This is a genomic window from Pontibacter saemangeumensis (assembly GCF_039541895.1).
Lineage (GTDB): Bacteria > Bacteroidota > Bacteroidia > Cytophagales > Hymenobacteraceae > Pontibacter > Pontibacter saemangeumensis.
In genome coordinates, this window is sequence record NZ_BAABHC010000029.1 from 818707 (window position 1) to 833623 (window position 14917).

The 14917-nt window shown below is 54.2% G+C and carries 9 protein-coding genes; 4 read left to right on the plus strand and 5 right to left on the minus strand.

Translation table 11 applies throughout. The features are described 5' to 3' along the window. Positions 1 to 26: 26 nt before the first annotated feature. From ABD920_RS21710 to ABD920_RS21730, 5 genes are all read right to left on the minus strand, one after another. The gene (locus tag ABD920_RS21710; RefSeq protein ID WP_345162241.1) at positions 27 to 1313 is read right to left on the minus strand and encodes an FG-GAP-like repeat-containing protein; all 1287 of its coding nucleotides are present in this window, start codon (positions 1311 to 1313) and stop codon (positions 27 to 29) included. Between the two features lie 379 nt (positions 1314 to 1692). Further along, positions 1693 to 2157 carry a response regulator gene (locus ABD920_RS21715; RefSeq protein WP_345162243.1) on the minus strand — a complete coding sequence of 155 codons (465 nt, stop codon included), beginning with the start codon at positions 2155 to 2157 and terminating at the stop codon, positions 1693 to 1695. A gap of 642 nt (positions 2158 to 2799) precedes the next feature. Then, positions 2800 to 4059: a DUF2264 domain-containing protein gene (locus ABD920_RS21720; RefSeq protein WP_345162245.1), complete on the minus strand. Its 1260-nt coding sequence runs from the start codon at positions 4057 to 4059 to the stop codon at positions 2800 to 2802. Between the two features lie 138 nt (positions 4060 to 4197). Further along, positions 4198 to 5232 (minus strand): Gfo/Idh/MocA family protein, encoded by a 1035-nt coding sequence (locus ABD920_RS21725; RefSeq protein ID WP_345162247.1) that lies wholly within the window; start codon positions 5230 to 5232, stop codon positions 4198 to 4200. Between the two features lie 468 nt (positions 5233 to 5700). Beyond that, positions 5701 to 6522, minus strand: coding sequence for a DUF481 domain-containing protein (locus ABD920_RS21730; RefSeq protein WP_345162249.1), 822 nt, complete (start codon positions 6520 to 6522; stop codon positions 5701 to 5703). Positions 6523 to 6779: 257 nt separating this feature from the next. Here ABD920_RS21730 and ABD920_RS21735 point away from each other — a divergent pair, with 257 nt between their 5' ends. The 4 genes from ABD920_RS21735 (at position 6780) to ABD920_RS21750 (ending at position 14310) form a co-directional block, all read left to right on the plus strand. Continuing rightward, complete coding sequence (locus ABD920_RS21735) at positions 6780 to 7070, plus strand: isoamylase early set domain-containing protein (protein ID WP_345162252.1); 291 nt, start codon at positions 6780 to 6782, stop codon at positions 7068 to 7070. A gap of 473 nt (positions 7071 to 7543) precedes the next feature. Further along, a complete protein-coding gene (locus tag ABD920_RS21740) occupies positions 7544 to 9901 on the plus strand; it encodes a malectin domain-containing carbohydrate-binding protein (protein WP_345162254.1) in 2358 nt (785 codons plus the stop codon). 401 nt (positions 9902 to 10302) lie between these two features. Then, positions 10303 to 12543, plus strand: a complete 2241-nt coding sequence (locus tag ABD920_RS21745; RefSeq protein WP_345162256.1) for an Ig-like domain-containing protein — start codon at positions 10303 to 10305, stop codon at positions 12541 to 12543. Between the two features lie 282 nt (positions 12544 to 12825). Continuing rightward, positions 12826 to 14310 (plus strand): hypothetical protein, encoded by a 1485-nt coding sequence (locus ABD920_RS21750; protein WP_345162258.1) that lies wholly within the window; start codon positions 12826 to 12828, stop codon positions 14308 to 14310. Positions 14311 to 14917 lie beyond the last annotated feature (607 nt).

The window sequence follows — 14917 nt, forward strand, 5'->3', positions numbered from 1 at the left end:
ATATCGTGCGGCAAAAGCAGATACTGTCAGTCCCGCTGCTGCTTAAATACGAAGACGCCTTTCTTGTTGGCGACCACCATATCCTTCAGGCCATCCCCGCTGATGTCTTCCACATCCACCTCGACCCCTCCCCCGGAATTATCATCCACCAGGTGCGGCACCCACGCCGGCGTGGCACCGGGCCTGAACTCGTACCAGTACAGCACCGCCGGCTCAAACTCGCCCGGGTCTTTGCCCATATGGGCAAAATAGCGCTTGCCCGTCACCAGGTCCGGGTGCCCGTCCGAATTCATATCCGTGAGCACCAGCCCATGCGATTGGGTGAAGGCATCCGATATGAGGTGAGTCTTCCACTCCGCATTTCCCTGCCCGTCGGTCACCTGCTCGTGCCACCAGATCCCGAGCGCGTGCGCCGAGGAGGAAACCACGTCCTGGTCTCCGTCGCCGTCAACGTCATGGGCATACATCTGGGCGGCCGGCTCGCCGAGGTTCGCCTCATGGAACACCCAGTCCGGTGATCTCGGATCTGCCGGCGCTTCCCACCAGCCTTCCCGGATGATCACATCCTGTCGCCCGTCCAGGTTCATATCCCCCAGGCCAAGGCCATGCGAGAACGGCTCCGTGCCGGGGCTCTTCTCCTTACTGATGGGAAACCGTTGCCACTCCGGCTTGTCACCGGAAACGGGGGCCTTAAACCAGACCATTTCGCCCGTGGGGGAGTCTCCGCCCAGCACATCCATCCTGCCGTCGCCGTCTACGTCAAAGAATCCGGCCGACTCATTGCCCAGGGTCTTATGGATGAGGTGCGATTTCCAGTGGCCTCCCTCCTGCTTCGAATTCTCGAACCAGAGCACCTCCTGGCCGGGAAACCCAACCCGCACGAAATCCACCCAACCGTCCAGGTTCACATCCATGGCGTGGCTCACGAAAGCGTTGCTGTAGCCCTTGTCGTATTCAAACTGCTGGGGCTCCGTCAGTTCATGCTTTTCCCAGTTGGGGGCCTCAAACCAGTAGGCGCCGGCCAGCACATCCGTTTTGCCGTCATTGTTCACATCGCCCACCGCTACACCCTCGGCAACGAATTCGTCCGTCAGCACCTGCTTTGTGAAGGACACGTTCCCGAGGGGCGCTGTTTCCGATGCGTTGCCGTCTCCTGATACCTGTCCATTTCCGGAGGGCTTGCAACCCATCATCAGGCAAAGAGCCAGCAGCATCGCGGCATGGAAGGCGGGATTTACTTTTGCTGCGCTAAAAACAGTAGAGGCGCCATTCAAGTGAGGCAAACGCCGGGTGTTCATGCAAAGGAAATTCATTGGCAGTTCATTTAATTACGCTGAGCACACCATACGGGGATATATGGCTCGCCCTGGATTTAAAATGCAGCAGCATACTTTTCTGCTGCTGCAAAAAGCCTATGACAAGTAGCATATAAATAGAGAAATATCCAACAACTATGAATTTGACAGGAAATTGCCTGGCTTTGTGTGAAGATGCCTCGGGTAAAGCAGTCCTGCGTAGGGGAGAAATGTGCATGCTTCAGTGGCTGCGTGGGGGCAGGGATGGCCGGTGCAGGAAAGCACTGGCAGGAGGCGCCAGCATATGGCTGATCAGCCTGAAGGGGGGCGCCGGAGCGGCACCTGTGAAGAGAAAGTATTTGCAGCGTTAGACTGTATTGCTTCTGCAGCAATCCGCTTAAACCGGCTGTGTCGGCTTGCTATCGCTTTGGGCCAGGCTTGTGAGGTAGACGATATGGTCATTGGTAAGCGGTTTTGTCAGCAGCCCCTTCACCATGGGGTTTTGTGTGACCCTGTCACAATCCAGGTAATTCTCGGACGTGGTCAGCAGCACAATGACAGGGGGAGTGAACCCGGTCGACTCGCCCATTTGCTTTAGTGCTTCCAGAAACTCATACCCGTTCATGTTGGGCATGTTCACATCCAGCAGGATAAAGTTGAAAGACTCTTTCGCCACCAGCTCCAGCGCTTCGCGGCCGTCCTCTGCTTCCACGATCTGCGCTGTCGCATTGGTCCGTCGGAGCGCAAAGGCACTTAAAAAATTACTTGTCGAATCGTCATCAATCAGGAGCACCCTACCTAACTGCGGTTTAGACTTGGACCTGTTCGGTTCCATTTCGCGTGTTGTTCTCCTGTTGTTCATACAGAAGCTTTTTGGATGTGATGCACCTTCATAATTGAGACGAGCAGGGGTTGGTATTAATTGAAATAAATCAACATATATTTACACTATATACGCATTTGTTTTATAATAACGGTTATCTGAAGGATTAATTATGGTGTGCTTATGGTTTGGGGTGGCCTAAGACGAGTTTATATATGTGAAGCTAAGGGTGATTTTGATTTTGCTGCATCCGGAGGCTGCACAGGGGCTCGTCAAACATCACCTGCCGAGCCCCAAAATACGTAACATGCTATTTTCGTGAATGTTACAAGAAAAACATCAACCAAACCAGCTGGCAAATTTTACCTTGGGCGGATGGGTGTTCCTAAATCATTTTTTTGAATCACACGGGCGGGATGGGGCATACGGCGGTATAAACCGATCTCTATTTGTCGATGACCGGCAAAAGCCAAAGAAAGACAACCCAAAGCACCGTAGCCCTCTATGCGCAGCTTCTTTTAAGTGGCGGTACGTTGTCACTCCGACATCCGAACGGTACTCTTCTTAACTTATATATGGCTAGTTAATTTATATATAAGCGACAGGCCCTGCTGCCCTTTCTTGCTTGCCTGCTCGTCTTAAGGCATCCGATGCATTCCTGCTCTACTGCCCCAAGCACTTTCAGTGGAGATCCAGGGCGTGATCTGCTGGGAAATCCTGCCCTGTCCAGGCCTTTACCGCCGTCCAGGGAGCGGCTGGCGCTGCCCAGAACGGATCTGTTTCCGGCAGGCCAAGCGGCAGGAAGATAGCTGCGCAGAGGTACAGGCTCCCGGTGGTGATATAAAAATCAGCTGCATCCGGCTGGTAGCCATACAGGCCAATGTTCAGCCAGCCATCCTTTGTGAAGGCGGAGGGCGCATCCAGCGTTTTCCGGTTCACCGCCGTTAAAGCACCCCGAACCTGTGCCGGGCTTAACGAGGCCGGAAGCCGCTGTCGGCACGCCATGTCCGCCAGATGATGAAACGCCCCGCCCCGGTAGGCGATCGAGCGGCCAATAACAGGGAATGACCCGTCCGTGTTGACCATGCGCTCCTGAATTTCTGCGTAGCGCTTGCTTATTTTATCAAACGTTGGCGCATACTTCTCATACCTGTTGTTTTGCTTGCCGGCCACCTCCAGTATCGTGGCCATATAAGGCTGAATGACATAGCTGTTATAGTAATCCAGCGCAAAGTTCATCCCGTCGGAGTACATGCCGTCTCCCGCGTACCAATGCTCGGAGAATTCCCTGATCCCGTACTCGATCCGGACTGCATCATATGCTATCCCGTAATTGGCGAAGAAAGCCTCGATCATCCCTGAAAACAGAATCCAGTTGCTGTACACCGGCACAGTGTTCCGCGTGGCCCGGAAAGCCGTGATCACCTGTTCCTGCACCTTCGGGTCCAGGTGCTCCCACAGCCAGGGGCATTTTATAAGCCCCAGGGCCAGAAAGGAGGCATCCACCAGGGGCTGCCCCCCGTTCCACTCCATATAGTCTTTCGCAGCAGGGTTAACGGCGTTGCCCACGGCTTTTATAGCCCAGGCGCGGTACTGGTCCCGAAGGGCCACTTCCTCCCGCGATCCGCCCTCCAGGTTCAGCCAGGGCCCGATGCCGCTCATCACCCTGCCAAAGGCCTCCAGGTATGCCACTTTCTCCCGCGATGCCTTGTTGTCGATCTTGGCAGACAAGGCAACGGGCATTTTCGCCTTCAGCTGATCCGATGCCAGGTGAGACAACACCGGCCGGGCCACCTTATCCATATAGCCGAGCCATGCGGCCCTGTCGCTTCCGCCGTTCGTTTTCTTCTTCTGGGCCACCGCCGGATGCAGCAGGAGAGAAAAGACACAGAGTAACAGGAAAAATCCTTTCGGCGACAGCTTTTGTACTTTTGGAGCCATATATAACTATCTAGTTTAGAACTTCCTGTCAGGATGAGAGCGGGATTGCCATATGGGATCCGGCAGGCACCGTGCTCCTGCGCAAACGGCTTGTCTTATCGCCCATTGCCCTGTCCCTCTCCCGTGCCCTCCTGAGGTTTATTTTAAGAACACCGTTTTATTCGACATTGCCGATTCTTTTGCGGCCTCCAGAATCTCCACCGTCGTGACGTTGACTGGCAAACCGTAGAGATCGTACTTGTCGAGCGTTATCCTGCCGCTTACGACGGCCGCCAGCAAGGAGAAAGGGTCGGTGTAGGGTGCGGGGCGGGGTTTCAGTTGTACTACCGCTTCAGGGGATTTCTCTTCCAGCCGTTGCCGGACCGTGGTGGCGTCCACCGCAATCGCATACCCTTTTTCCCCGTAAACCTCCATGTCCTTTCGGGAGAAGGGCCAGTTCCACGAACCCTGTATGATGCATTGGGCTTTCGGGTACTGCAGGATGATAGACGCTTCATCATCCACACTTTTGTAGACCTCAGGCTTGTTCTGATGGGCTACCGCTGTGACGGAAACCGGCTTCTCCCCTTTCAGAAGCCAGGTCATCAGGTTGGCCCCGTAGCACCCGAAATCCATCAACGCACCTGCCCCGTTTTTAAGAGGGTCTGTCAGAATCTCCAGGAAGTCTTCGCTTACGCCAATCTCCTTTGGCCCCTGGTGCCCGTCATTCACCATCACTTTCCGTATCTCTCCCAGCTTCCCCTCCTGCACCAGGTCCTCAACATACTGATTGCTTGCGTACCAGGAAGTCTCGAAGTTGGTCAGGACATGGATGCCGCTTTTTTGGGCGAGCGTTTGGATCTCCTGTGCATCGGCAAAAGTCGTGGCAAGCGGTTTCTCCACCATCACATGGATCTTTCTGGGGGCACACGCCCTGACGACGGTTATATGGTCGCTGTTCGCCCCGAAGGCGGAGACGGCTTCCGGTTTTACCTGGTCGAGCATCTTCTCCAGGTCGTCGAAAAACAGGTTTTTGTCAAGCTTGTACCGCTTCGCGTATTTTTTCGCCAGCGCCCTGTCCGGCTCGTAAACCCCCACCAGCACAATGTCCGTTTTACCCGGCCTGTTAAACACCCAATCCACATGGCCATGGCTAAGCCCCGCGATGGCCATTTTCAGCGGCTTTTGAGCCATTGCAGGGGCAAAAAACAAAAGGAAGAGAAAGAGGGGCAGGCAAAGTTTCATATCCGGGACAGTTACAGGCGATAGACGAACAGCGGGAATTCCCGCGTCAGGAGGGCGCAGCACCCTTTTTGTCAGGTTCTGGCGCTCCTGCTCACAAAATAAACCTTTTTATTCAGTTTTGATAATCAGGCTGGCTTTGCTGCGCTCCCACAACGTCCGCCCCGAGTACAAAGGCGGGTGCAGAAAATCACGAACCGAGAGAATTCTGAGCGCACTGGCGGGGCCACGCCCCTATATCCATAGCCTCTAAATCTGCCGGACGGATCGGCTTTCGGTCGGCAATTCAACCCGTTCCGGCCGGTTTATGGTGTTCGCGCAGATTGAAATACAGCCTATATAACAGGAGCACACATGGGGGCCGACATAGTCAAAATAGCAGCATTCCCTATATATAAAACTGTTTTTTTACTGCCTGGATTATTTTAGCTTGCCCAGGGAAACACCAAACGTCAGGTGAGAGTCGTGGTGTTTGCGGGTGGCTTCCACCTCGCTCTCGTAGGTGTTGGCGAAACTGGTACGGATAGCGATCCAGTTGGTCAGGGGCAGTTCCAGGGAGAGCAGCGTGTTCCAGCGCAGGTTTGAGAAATCGCGCAGCGACGGCTGCACAAAAGTGACATGGGAAAACCTGATTTTCTCCCTGAGGAAGGCATGGTTGCCTTTGACGCGAAAAGAATTCCGTTGCGTGACAATGGTAGGGCGCTCCGTAAAATCAGTCGATTCATGGATGATCGCATTTGTCAGGGTGAGGGTGTTGCGGTCGGTCTGCAGCACGCGGTAGCCGACCCCCGCCCCGGCCAGTTGCCGCAAATCAATGCCCCGCAGGTTGCTTATCTCCACCGTGGCCAGGCCAAAAACATAGGTCTTCCTTTTCTTGAACACGTCGACGAACAGGTCTACATAGGTATCGCGCTCGGCCAACTCCCCGTTCTGCTTCCCGTAGCTGAAACGTGGATTCGTGGCAATGGACAGCACCGGCCCGCCCAGTGTCACCTCGGCCCGCAACACCAACAGGCTGCGGTTTACGTTCCCCTGGGTGAAGTTCCCGTCACCGAACACTCGGTAGTCGAGGGTATCCAGCAAAAAGAAGGGCGTCCCGGCAGTACTATCGACAGGAGCCAGGAAAACCGAGTCAGCCTGCGGAGGCACATTATTCGGCGCTTGCTGCGCGAAAACAGGCTGGCCAGCGAAAAGACAAAGGACAAGGAGCTTTAGAAAACAGAGGCAGGCAGTTTTTCTCATCACCCAAAAATAAAGCAAAAAGACAGGCGAAAGAAGCGGAAAGCATGAAAACTCAGCGAAGCAAGCCTCCTGCCGGCGGGGAACCGCACCGCAGCGGCGCGCTTCTCTCTAAAATATTCCCTTCAAAAACATTATAGCGGCCTTTCAGGCGCTGTTGAATTCTTTCGTTGCGTAGTATGAATTTACCCGCTCATGGGTTACTTTTGCGGAAGGCACGTATTAAAGGTAAATTTTGTTTTTCCTATAAAAAAAGTAACATGTTGCAGAAGACTTATCTTAAAACGAAGAATCACTGTAAAGTTAAATTTACAGTAGCCCCTGAAAATGCGGAGACAGTTGAAATCCTGGGCTTGCATAACGATTGGGAGAACCCGGTTCCGATGACCAGGAAAAAAGGCGGCTTTTTCACTTATGATGCTTCCCTCCCAAAGGACACCCAACACGAGTTCAGGTACCTGGTGAACAAGAAGGAATGGATGAACGAGCCAGAGGCAGACAGCCAGAAGCCGAATGAGTTCGGCTCCAGTAACAGTGTACTCGTCCTGTAAGGACTTCCCAGGCGTAAGCATATGTTGTTACCATGCTGTATACAGTTAAAGCAGCACACCTGCTTCAGTAGACGGCTTTACTACTATGCGTAGCGACAGACCTTATTCCAAAACCCTTTATTTATTTCAGCCGCCACTTACGTCTTCCCTTGTATAAACCTTTAAAGGAGAAGTTATCACGGAATTTACCAGGAGAACTTCTCCAGCCCGGCAAGAGTGGCCATAAGGAGGCACGGCAAGCACAACACGCGCTAATCGAAAGCTTGCCTATTGGCCTTGATTCCGAACTCCTTGTAGCCGTGCGGGGCACCCGGCCCGGAGACGCCGCCTTGGAAGCTTAGGATGGCGGCCTATGCTTTAAACAGGCGAACAGGCTATATATCCCAGACGCAGCAAGCACGGAGCTTGTTGTCACGCACAATAAATATAACATATTCTATAAATAAATAGGTTATGTTTATTTATCTTGCCTTATGGCAAAGCTATTTATCTTGTTGCTCTTCTGCTTTATTCTCCAGCTGCCGGGAAGCGCGGCCAACGCTGGCCGGGTGTATCCGGCGAGGGAAGAAGTAGAGCCGGCCAAGGCCGGGCAGCCGGGAAACTGCTACCCGGCTATCGCCTCCGGTAGCAGCCGGATGGCAGGTAACGGCACGCGGGATTTGAGCACAGTCAGCTCATCTCTCTCCGGCAGGAAAGGCACAGCTGTGTACCTGCAAAGCAATGCCTATATGGTGGTGGAGAATCAGGATGGGTTCCCTGCCTCTGATCAGCTCACGTTCTCGAATGTTCAGGCACCCTGGAACCGGGAAGGCACACCGAAAAACAGGAACCACAAGCAAGTAAGGCTCCGCATCAGCAACAAGGGCACCGGGGAACTCAGCATCACCGGCCTGCAGCTGTCAGATGCCAGCGCCTGGAAAATCTCCCGGTTGGGTGATGCGGAGTACCTAGCGGCGAAGGCGTTGCCACTTGCCGTCAAGCCTGGGTCCGCTGTGGAGCTAACCGTTGAGTTTACCGCCAAAAACCAGGGTGACCGGGTGAAAGTGCTCCGTGGCTCGCTCTATATCTCCTCGAATGATGATCGAATCCCTAAAAAAGAGGTGAGGTTATACGGCCTGTGGCAACGGGCCGGGGAAGGCAACAACGAGCCCGACGCACAGGAAATTATAAGCGCCTTCGGCTTTAAGACCAATACAGGATATAACCAAACCGACGGCTCGAACAACGGGGAGTCTGCCATTCCGGGGTCAGATGAAATTATATCCCCCTTCTTTGTGAGGGCGGACGCGAGCAGGCCTGTGGAAGTTATCCAGATGGCTGCTTACCACGGCTGCTGTTCCCAAACAGAATCTTTCAGGTGGTACGACAAAGGCTCTTCTTCCACGAAAACACTCTTCACGCATCATGGCCTCGACGGCCAATCGCTGCTCCCGATGAAAAGCGGCTCCTCCACAGCGCTTGCCCAGGGCACCTTCAACCCCGGCAAGGCCTTTGGCTTCAGGGCCGGCAGCGCCTATTCTGACAGAACCCGAAACCACAAGGACAAGATTGGAATGCGCATCTGGAAGGCTATTGGCGCGGATGGCAATGTTATCCCGAACGCCTATATCATCGGCAGCGATTACCTCGGCACGGAATTCACGAACTACGATTACCAGGACAATGTCTACTTTGTGCGAAACATCAGACCGGAGACGGGTACCGCAAATTACGCGGAGCTAACCGCCGCTCCCTCAGCGGTTTATTTTGACCCGACACAGGCAGGCGGCAAATCAAGGCTTAGCGTTAGCCTCAACAACTCGGGCAAGGCATACGCAGATGGCAGCAGCGATCCTTCAATAAAGATCGAGCGGATAGAAATTGCCGGCCCAGGCAGTGCCGAGTTTGCGGCGGCTATGCCCGCCGTTACCCTGCTGCCCGTGCAGGGTTCTACTACTGTCAATGTGGAATTCAAACCCGCCGGCCCCGGTCTTAAAAATGCCGCCTTGCTGGTTTATTTCACCAATGGGGCCTCCCCGCTCCGTATCCCGCTGTATGGTGCCGCCAGCAATGGAAGCGCCGCCCTAAAGGTAATGAGGCGCATCAAGGGCGCTGCGGACGTGGATATAACCATCGGCGGAAACGTGTGGGAGGCGGACAAAAGCTACCGAAAGGGCAGCATTAAGCTGGATAAACAGGTGGTGCCCACCCCCGTTGCTGCCACAGACGATGACGTGCTGTACCAGACGTATTTGTCTGCTGCGAAGGACCGGGCCGAGACGAGCTACAGCATTCCGCTGGAGGACGGGAGTTATATAGTGCGCATGCACTTTGTGGAGAACTACTGGTCGGCGGAGGCGGCAAGGCTGTTTGACATCAGCATCGAAAATCAGCTGCGGCTGCCAAACCTGGATATCTACAGAGAGGTTGGCTACAGAACCGCGCTGGTGAAGGATTTTGAGGTAAGCGTAACGGGGGGAATGCTTGATATAACGTTCGCCCCCTCCGTGAACAGGGTAGCCATCGCCGGACTGGAGATATATAAACCCGATGGCAACGTCACCAGCATTCCGCCAGCCATAGCAACAGGAAAGAGACGCGTGCTGCTGTACCCCAACCCGGGAGAAGGGGAAGACGTGCAGGTGTTAATCGAAAACTTCGAACGGCAGGAAGAGGTTACCCTTACCGTATATAACATAGTGGGAAAGGCTGTGTATTCTGAAACCCTTCTGACGGATATAGACGGGAATGCAGCGGCACCCATCGCCATCACCCCTTTTCAGAAAGGGATTTATATCATTCGGGTTACGGCTCCCTCGGGCAAGGCAAAAAGCAAACTGCTTGTTCAGTAGCCAATGGGGTGGTACCTATATGGTTGGAGGGTTTTCTTTCTGACTTTCCCGCTTGTCGCAGCGCCCCCAGCCTTACGGGGCTTTCTCTTTCGCTTCTATATACGCCTTCTTCGCAAGCGATCTCACTGTGGAATACCCTTCTTCAAGCGCAGGAAACCAACTGTTAGAATCACCATGTCTGGTAGGCATTTTACTGCAGCATCAACGACAGGGAAAATCTAAGTTTAAATCACTTCTATATAAATAAACTATAAATACCCCTTTAAGGTATGCAATTTAATATCTATATTGTTATTAATTTCGTACTTGTTCGCTCTTGATTCTAACTGCTCTTTCTCACTTCGATGCCTTAAGAAGTAGCGTTTATTTGATTTTTGTACACAAACAGTCCTTAGAACCTCATGAATGAAAATTCTGTTTTAGCTGCAAATGTCCTTTTTTCATCAATCCTTTATAGGCTATCTCAGATACTGAGAACAGGTTTCTTCTTTATAACTGTCTGTGTACTAATTTTAAGCGGTGCCGCTTCAGGCACCTCAGCCCGCGGCCATATCCCCGGACTCCCAGCTGTCCGTGCAGCACTTAATGCTTCAGCCGCCTATACCTCCCAACCTGCTTCTGATCAGAAAGAACAAGTCCTTTCCGTAAATACTTCCACGGCATTCACATATGCACAGCCTTACGTATCAGCGGTACGGCCGGCTAATGGTGCGGTGGATGTGCCGTTGGATATGTCCGTTTCTGTTGACATCGTGTTCCCGGGCAACAACTCGATTGATGGCAGCACCGTAAGCCCCGCCTCAGTAAGGTTGTATGAAGTTACAGGGACTCAGAAAAAGCTGGTTTCAGGAACTGCGGTAAACACTTCGGCTGCCGGAGACGCCGTCACACTCTCTGCCTCACTCACCTTGAGCACCCTCTATGAATTTGAAATAACGGATAAGGTGAAAGACCTGGATGGGAACGCGCTGAAGCGGTTTACCTCCCGGTTTACCACCACCAGTAAAAGCGCGGGCACGTTGTCTGGCCTGGAAGGGGTAGGATTCTCGGCCCATACCCTTGTTTCTTCCGGCTTCGGCAGCGACGGGTTTACAAGCTTGGTGATTGGCCCCGATCACCGCCTTTACGCAACCACTTCCGGGGGCAAGATAGAGCGCTGGGACCTGAAAGCCGACGGAGGGCTTCAGAACCATACCACCATCTCTCCCTTTGGTGCAGAACGGCAGCTGCTCATCGGGTTTCATTTCGATCCTGCCGCTACAGACACAAAACTTATTGCCTGGATGAGCCATTCTTCCGGCCAATTCAGTAAAGCGCCGGACTGGTCCAGCCGCATCACAAAAATTGACCTGAGCGACCCGGCCAATCCCAAAAGCACGACCTATATAACCAACCTGCCCCGCTCCTCCAAAGACCACTCCATCAACTCCATCGATTTTGGTCCGGATGGTGCCTTGTATGTGCCCATGGGCAGCAACACTGCCATGGGAGGGCCCAGTAAGTTCTGGTCGAACAGGCCGGAGCGGCTGCTGTCGGCGGCTGTGCTGCGCCTGGACATCAAGAGGGCGGAGCAGCAAACTTTGCCGATAGATGTAAAAACACCGGATGGCGGCGGAACTTACAACCCCTATGCCAAGGATGCGCCACTCACCATTTATGCAACAGGAGTAAGAAATGCCTACGACCTGGTGTGGCACAGCAATGGCCAGCTCTACGTGCCCACCAATGGCTCCGCGGCCGGGGGCAGCACCCCTGCACTTGCCTCCGGCACTATATGGTCGGATGGCGAAGCGTATAAAGGCCCTGACATACCGGCTTTAACAGATGTGCGCGACACACAGAACGATTACCTGTACCGGGTTGTGAAAGGAGGATACTATGGCCACCCCAACCCCTTGCGGCATGAGTATATCCTAAACGGAGGCAACCCAGCAGGCGGGGACGAACAGGCGAGGGTTGTATGGAAGGTAGACGGCAAGACATATGGCTACCCGGCAGGGACGCCGGCAGAACCCAACTTCAAGGGCTGGTCCTACGACTTTGGCACTAATATTTCGCCCAACGGCCTGATTGAGTTTAAGAGCAACGCATTTGGCGGCAAGCTGCAGGGCAAGCTGCTGGTATGTCGCTTCAGCGGGGGCGATGACCTGATCATACTAGAGCCAGGCACACCTAAGAAGGATATTTCCGAGGCTGTGGAGGGAATTCTGGTGCCGGGGCTACGCCGCCCCTACGCGAATCCGTTGGACGTGATTGAGGATGAACAGACCGGCAATCTCTATATATCTGAGTATTTTGAGGGCAACGGGGACGGAGTACCCCAGATAACGTTGTTGAAAGCCAGCATTCCGGCGGGCGTCGAAGAGCCACAAGACTCCGTTACGCTGGACGTTTATCCAAACCCAGCCTCCGGACCCGAGGTCTCTGTTTCAGTGTATAGGCTGAAGCCGCTGGAAGAAGTAGCGCTAACGATCCTCGACATGACAGGTCGTGAACTCCAGGTTAAAACCATCACAGCCGATGCGCAGGGCACCGCCAGCACGGAGTTAACTTTTGCGCAAAACCTCTCAGGCGGTGTATACTTCGTAAAGGCCCAGTGCGCTTCTGGTAAACCGATCTATAAGAGGCTGCTTGTGCAGTAGACCGACCGCTGCCATGCCAGCATTGTCTTCCCTATATAGGGGGGATATAGCCATAGGGGTGATGATCAGCGGTTTGCTTCAGCAGCACACAACCCTGAAGAGCGTTTGAAACTGCCGCCCTTCCGTCCTGGAAAGGCGGCAGTTTTCATTCATATTCTTCATCAAGCCTACCACTTCGGATATATTTCTGCTGATCAGTTATATAGGATGAACACGTAAGGGTGACGCAAGCGCTTTGTCCAGGTTTGAAAACATTTCGGTGGAAACTCGTTTATGTGCTTCATGCACACACGCCTTGCCAGACATCAAACCGCCCTTTCACTTACCTTATTCCCGCTCCTGCTGCTCCTGCTCTCCTACGGCTGCGCCAGCAAGGGCTTCTACGCCCAGACTCCTGTCACTGACCAAACCCTGTATAAGCAACTGAGCCAGGCGCCTGACACCGTCGACAGCGTGACCGTGCAGGCTGGCAGCCATTACGCGCGCGGCTTTCTCTACCGGATGTTCTGGGGGTCGCGCCACCGCGATGCCTGGGCGGCTTCCATCACCGTACCCGTACTTGACTTTGACTCCGCGAAGGGCGGCCTGGAGGTAGAGAAACTGGGCGGCGGGATGCAGACGATCAGCGCCTCCCTGGTGAGCGGAGACGGGATGACCTACGCCCTGCGTACCGTTGACAAGCGGCCAGAGGTCAGGCTACCACCTATTCTCAGCAGTACTTTCCTCGCCAATCTTGTGCTGGACCAGACCTCCTCGCTCCATCCCTACGCCCCGCTGGTGGTGGCCCCGCTCTCCGAGGCGGCTGGGGTTCCGCATGCTAACCCGGAGCTGGTTTACGTAAGGCCGAACGAGGAGGCGCTTGGGGAGCACAAAGCACTGCTGAGCGATAGGCTATATATGCTGGAGGAGAAATTCAACGACAGGCGTGCACTGGTCGGGGAACTGGAGGAGGCGCTCGACATCGTGGGGACGAAGGAGATGCTTGCCCGACGCTACGGCCACGGAAACCACCACATCGACCAGTTGGCCTTCGCCAAGGCCAGGCTCCTGGACATGCTGATCGGTGACCGGGACCGGCACGAGGGACAGTGGGAATGGGCAGTATATAAACAGGGCGGAGATTATATATACCGGCCAATCCCCAAGGACCGGGACAACGCCTTCTTCCGCTTCGACGACGGCCTTTTCTCGTGGCTACTGAGCCGGAGGTGGGCCCAACGCAAGTTCGTGACCTTCCACGGAGACTACAGGGACGTAAAGGCACTCATGATCAAGTCGGACTACATCGACGCGCGTGCCCTGCCGGAGGTAACAGCACAGCAGTTTGACTCGCTGGCCCGCGAGCTGCAGCGGGGCATCACAGACGAATTGATTGAGGAGGCCGTACGGCAGCTTCCGGCGGCTGTTTACAGGCTGGATGGTGAAAGCCTGGCCCGCAAGCTTAAAAGCAGAAGGGATTTTCTGGATGGGGCGGCCCGCGCGTTTTATGAGGCGCTGGCCGGGAAGGTGCTGGTGCTGGGCACGAACGAGGAGGATCGGTTCGAGGTGGTGCGCTTAACGGATGAGGAGACGGAGGTGACGGTGCGCCGCAAATCAGACGGAAAGGTGACGTACCGCAGGGTCTTTCTCCGCTCCCAGACAGAGAAGATCGCGCTGCAAGGGCTATCCGGAGACGATCTGTTTGAGGTGCGGGGGCATGTTCGAAAGGGCATTCACATATCCCTTGTTGGCGGCGATGGGCAGGACGAGGTAAAGGACACGTCCTAGGTGCATGGCGCGAGAAAAAAGGTAAGCATCAGTGAAATGGAGTTGGGCATCTGACCAGACCGCTTCCATTTAACTTATAAAATCCGCTGAATTCTATATGTTTCTGTTTGCTTCCAGACTTGTTCACGGAACCGTGCCCGATTTGGCCCCCATGCCTTTACTCTGCGTGTTTTCCCAACAGTTCTTTGCCGATCAGAATGTCCAGCCCCTCCGCCCTGGGCTTCCCCTCTCCCCCTGGTGCGTTGCCCCTTAATCAAGACAGAAGGCTGCGGCAGCCACACGCGCCCTGTCCGTGCGCATAGTCCCTGTACCTGAGGCAGGTAGGCTTTCCTTCATCCAGCGAAAAGGTTATTAAACTCAATTTAAGGTGCTGTTCAACACTTAAAGTTTCTCAACCCCTGCGCTTTACGTTATTTAGGAAGCACCAACAGTTATGGGAACGCGGGAAAGAAACGGAGCAGTAGGAAAGAACAGCATTCCAAGGTCTGGCTGAAAGCCAGGGTTAGTGGCCCCACCAGGATAGTTCTTAAGGAGGATATAGCTTCCTTTATCAGGATATCAGCACAGGTCGTTCAGGCAGATTCCTGCGGAAAATCAAACCGGGACA

Bases quoted from the DNA above. Each gene is read 5' to 3' on its own strand.
- ABD920_RS21710 (WP_345162241.1), bottom strand. From the start codon at position 1,313: ATGAATTTCCTTTGCATGAACACCCGGCGTTTGCCTCACTTGAATGGC.
- ABD920_RS21715 (WP_345162243.1), bottom strand. From the start codon at position 2,157: ATGAACAACAGGAGAACAACACGCGAAATGGAACCGAACAGGTCCAAG.
- ABD920_RS21720 (WP_345162245.1), bottom strand. From the start codon at position 4,059: ATGGCTCCAAAAGTACAAAAGCTGTCGCCGAAAGGATTTTTCCTGTTA.
- ABD920_RS21725 (WP_345162247.1), bottom strand. From the start codon at position 5,232: ATGGCTCAAAAGCCGCTGAAAATGGCCATCGCGGGGCTTAGCCATGGC.
- ABD920_RS21730 (WP_345162249.1), bottom strand. From the start codon at position 6,522: ATGAGAAAAACTGCCTGCCTCTGTTTTCTAAAGCTCCTTGTCCTTTGT.
- ABD920_RS21735 (WP_345162252.1), top strand. From the start codon at position 6,780: ATGTTGCAGAAGACTTATCTTAAAACGAAGAATCACTGTAAAGTTAAA.
- ABD920_RS21740 (WP_345162254.1), top strand. From the start codon at position 7,544: ATGGCAAAGCTATTTATCTTGTTGCTCTTCTGCTTTATTCTCCAGCTG.
- ABD920_RS21745 (WP_345162256.1), top strand. From the start codon at position 10,303: ATGAATGAAAATTCTGTTTTAGCTGCAAATGTCCTTTTTTCATCAATC.
- ABD920_RS21750 (WP_345162258.1), top strand. From the start codon at position 12,826: ATGCACACACGCCTTGCCAGACATCAAACCGCCCTTTCACTTACCTTA.